Source organism: Leucobacter japonicus (genome assembly GCF_001273855.1).
Taxonomy (GTDB): domain Bacteria; phylum Actinomycetota; class Actinomycetes; order Actinomycetales; family Microbacteriaceae; genus Leucobacter; species Leucobacter japonicus.
In genome coordinates, this window is record NZ_JHBX01000084.1 from 1 (window position 1) to 3,188 (window position 3,188).

Below are 3,188 nucleotides of genomic sequence, written 5' to 3' on the forward strand. Positions count from 1 at the left end.
GAGCCTCGAGCGCAAGGCGGACCGCACGCTCACGAATCTCGGCAGGGTACGGGACAGGCATAATGCCAGAGCTCCTTTCGGTACAGGATCACCCTCCATCAAACACGACACGATTCAGCACTCCACGATCTCTCGTCCTGCCCACTTGTAGAAGCCCAGGCGCTTGGTGATCGCTTCGCGATCTCCCCTACCCCAGACCTCGTGGACGAGCATGAGGACGCCGTCCTCGCCTATGAGGAGAACGTTGTCCTTCTCGTATTCGGCTTCGCCTCCCACCTGCCAGCGGTCCACGTAGGCGTTGACTCGACCGATCCAGTTGTCGACGAAGTCCTGTTTGCCGCGGTAGATGCCGGCGAGGGGTCCGTCGCCGCCCATGTGCAATATCACGTCATCCGAGTAGAAGGCCATACCGGCTTCTTGGTCGCCCCGTCCCCAGGCTTCGTGGTACTCCTCAAGAAGCTTGTGCATAGTTTCGACGCTCATGTGTTATCTCCAGTGGGTTCTTGGTGGGCAGAGGGCGCGGTCAGCCGCTCTGTGTCTTACTCGTGGGTGGTGGATGGATGGTAGCCGACCATGCTCATCACGAGCGTGGAGAGGAGTTCTGCGACTTCGCTGCCGCTGCGTTGCCCTTGCGGGTTGAACCAGGAGTACACGTACTCGCAGAGCGTGAGAATCGTGAACGCCGTCACGTTGACGTCTTTGATTGTGAAGCTGTTTTGATCGCAGCCGTCGTGAAGGACTTTGCGGATCTGGTCCCGGTATTCGATCTGGAGCCTTCTTACGGAGTCCAGTCTTTCGATGGGGATGTCATCGGCATGTGCGCGGCTCAGGTCGAAGGTTCGTGCGGCGTCCGACTGATCGAGTTGCCAGGTCACGTGGGCGCGCACGATCTGTTGGAGTTGTCCCGCGGGATCGGCCGCGGTGACGGCAGCCTGAACTGAGCTTGCGAAGTCGCGCATCGAAGTCTCGATCACCTCGACATAGAGATCTTCCTTGGAAGGGAAGTACCAGTAGAGTGCTGGCGCGGATACGCCGAGTTCACCGGCGAGGGCCTTCATGCTGGTGCCGGAGTATCCGTGAAGCAAGAACATCTGCGTGGCGACCTCCAGCACCTTCTCGCGCCCGACATTGCCTCGGCCCTTCGCGCCCTTGGCTACCGACTTTTTCGCGGTGTGGATCGTAGAGCTCAATGTCTGGCCTCACTTACTTGGGAAACGTGCGGGAAATGCGCCTTACACAGTGGCTTTACTTTACGTTAGATTTTTGCGATTGGAGCTTGCAGGCAAGTCGCCTGACTCGTTTTGTCTTCATCGTTCGAGGTATCTCTTCGTGTGCTCGCTCTGCGACCTGCTTGCGGGCAGCTTGACGATCCACTTTTCCGCTGGCAGTGCGGGGCAAGCTCGGATGTGTGAAGATGCGCTCGGGCGCCGCATAGTCACGCAGCTGACCCCGGAGGTGCGTCAGTGCTTCGGCTTCGTCGAACAGTGCACCGGGGCGTACCTCTAAGGCGGCAACGACCCGGTTCTGCAGGATCCCGTCTGGGGCGGCAAACACACATCCGAGCGCGACAGTGGCCACTGCGGCGAGGGGGAATGAAATAGCTGAACCCCACTCGGAGAGCCCGTAACCGTGTTACAACTGGATACTCGGCCAGCGGGTTAGATGCTCTTCGATCCAGGTGCGTGGCATCGGCGATCCGCCATAGAGCAGGATGCGCAGATCAGACAGTGCCTGGTCGGCGCGCTCGGCCAGCATGATGAGGCGGTGAATGCTCGGCACTGCCGCGAGATAGGTGGTCGGGCGTTGAGTCAAGGCTTTAATCGCCAGAGTGGTTCGATACTTCTGTAGTAGGTCAGTGCGTCCGCCGACCATGAGCATATGACCGAACTGATCGATGACACCCGTGTTATGGACCAAGGGAACCACGACGAGCGTGGAATCGTCTCGGTCGGTATGCATCACTTGGACAAAAGCCCAGGACGCCTCTGCCAGTGCCCCCTGGGACAGGGTCGCACCCTTCGGGGTGCCCGTCGTGCCCGAAGTGAAACTTACTAGGGCGGGCATATACGTCTCGAGGTGCGTCTCCCCATCTCGTTCTTCAGGCAGTTCGTGGAACAGGTTCGTTATCGGCACGTCTGACACCCCGCTGACAATCTCAGTATGGTTGTCGTCGTGGAGCACGAGAGTCGCTTCGAGGATGCTCACTTGCTGGGCGAATTGGTTTGCGTTGAGGCGATTGTTAGCGGAGGCGATGACCGCGCCCAGGCCAAGAGCGGCAAGATAATGGATCAGCCACGGGATCGAATTGTGTCCGACGACCACCACTCTATCTCCGCGCTGAACTCCGCTTGAGCGAGGCCAAGCTCGGCACCGCGCCACTCGAACTGCGCCCAGGTGAGTTCCTCTCTGCCGCAAGTCAGTGCAAGAGCATCCGGCGCGACCCGGGACCAATGCGAGAGCGTCTCGGATAGCGTCGCGAACGGGAGAGGGTCGCAGCTGAAGCCGGAACTCTTCACGGTCATGCTCTCCTCATCGAGTGATGCCAAGCCATAGCCAGGCAAACTTAATTATTATTCAATCGATGATGGCGGTCATTGTCCAGAGGGTCAAGCGCCAAATGCGGGGTGGCCTAAGCCGAGGAGGGGAGTGATCGTGAATAGGACGCTGGCGTTTCGACCCGGATCTTCGATCAAATACTAATCGTCACGATCGATCGGCCGAAGCGCCGTGTTCGCGTTTCCCGAAGCGGGTCTTGGCATCCTTCCCGATGCTGGGGGTGCTCAATCGCATCGCCCTTCAGGGGGCCGTGCTGGATGAAACGATCTCTCGCGCGAGTGATCTGCTGAGCCACCCCGATGGCGGTTGCTGCGATATTCTGGGCTGCTGTCTAGACGCGCGGACCGCTGGAGAGAGTGCGGCTCTGGTCATGCAGACCGAGCTTGCCGTGATGGTGCAGGAGGTGACCCACTTCCGACGGCGCGCGCGTGGGTATTCGCGCCTTCTCCGAACGGCGAATGCCGCGATGGGCGGGCCGACGAAGCCTTGCCTTTTGTGTAGCGAGGCGGCGGAGCCGGGTGGAGGGCTTGACAGCACATTAATTAACGTTAAAGAATGAATGTATGGCCCAGTCAAAGTGCCAGTTGGTTTGGATTACAAAGGAGTAGCCCTATGAGCTATCAGATCTCCGC

General features: G+C 59.3%; 5 protein-coding genes. 1 reads left to right on the forward strand and 4 read right to left on the reverse strand.

Annotation, left to right across the window (positions count from 1 at the left end; genetic code table 11):
• Positions 1–114: 114 nt before the first annotated feature.
• The 4 genes from AMS67_RS04435 to AMS67_RS04445 are packed head-to-tail and all read right to left on the reverse strand — an operon-like array spanning position 115 to position 2,379.
• Positions 115–483 (reverse strand): nuclear transport factor 2 family protein, encoded by a 369-nt coding sequence (locus AMS67_RS04435; RefSeq protein ID WP_053386307.1) that lies wholly within the window; start codon positions 481–483, stop codon positions 115–117.
• A 56-nt stretch (positions 484–539) separates the two neighbouring features.
• Positions 540–1,190, reverse strand: a complete 651-nt coding sequence (locus tag AMS67_RS04440) for a TetR/AcrR family transcriptional regulator (RefSeq protein WP_053386308.1) — start codon at positions 1,188–1,190, stop codon at positions 540–542.
• A gap of 55 nt (positions 1,191–1,245) precedes the next feature.
• Positions 1,246–1,578, reverse strand: coding sequence for an AMP-binding enzyme (locus AMS67_RS18210; protein ID WP_075201232.1), 333 nt, complete (start codon positions 1,576–1,578; stop codon positions 1,246–1,248).
• A gap of 54 nt (positions 1,579–1,632) precedes the next feature.
• Positions 1,633–2,379 carry an AMP-binding protein gene (locus AMS67_RS04445; protein ID WP_277619551.1) on the reverse strand — a complete coding sequence of 249 codons (747 nt, stop codon included), beginning with the start codon at positions 2,377–2,379 and terminating at the stop codon, positions 1,633–1,635.
• Positions 2,380–2,752: 373 nt separating this feature from the next.
• Here AMS67_RS04445 and AMS67_RS17815 point away from each other — a divergent pair, with 373 nt between their 5' ends.
• The gene (locus AMS67_RS17815) at positions 2,753–3,115 is read left to right on the forward strand and encodes a hypothetical protein (RefSeq protein WP_156316536.1); all 363 of its coding nucleotides are present in this window, start codon (positions 2,753–2,755) and stop codon (positions 3,113–3,115) included.
• Positions 3,116–3,188 lie beyond the last annotated feature (73 nt).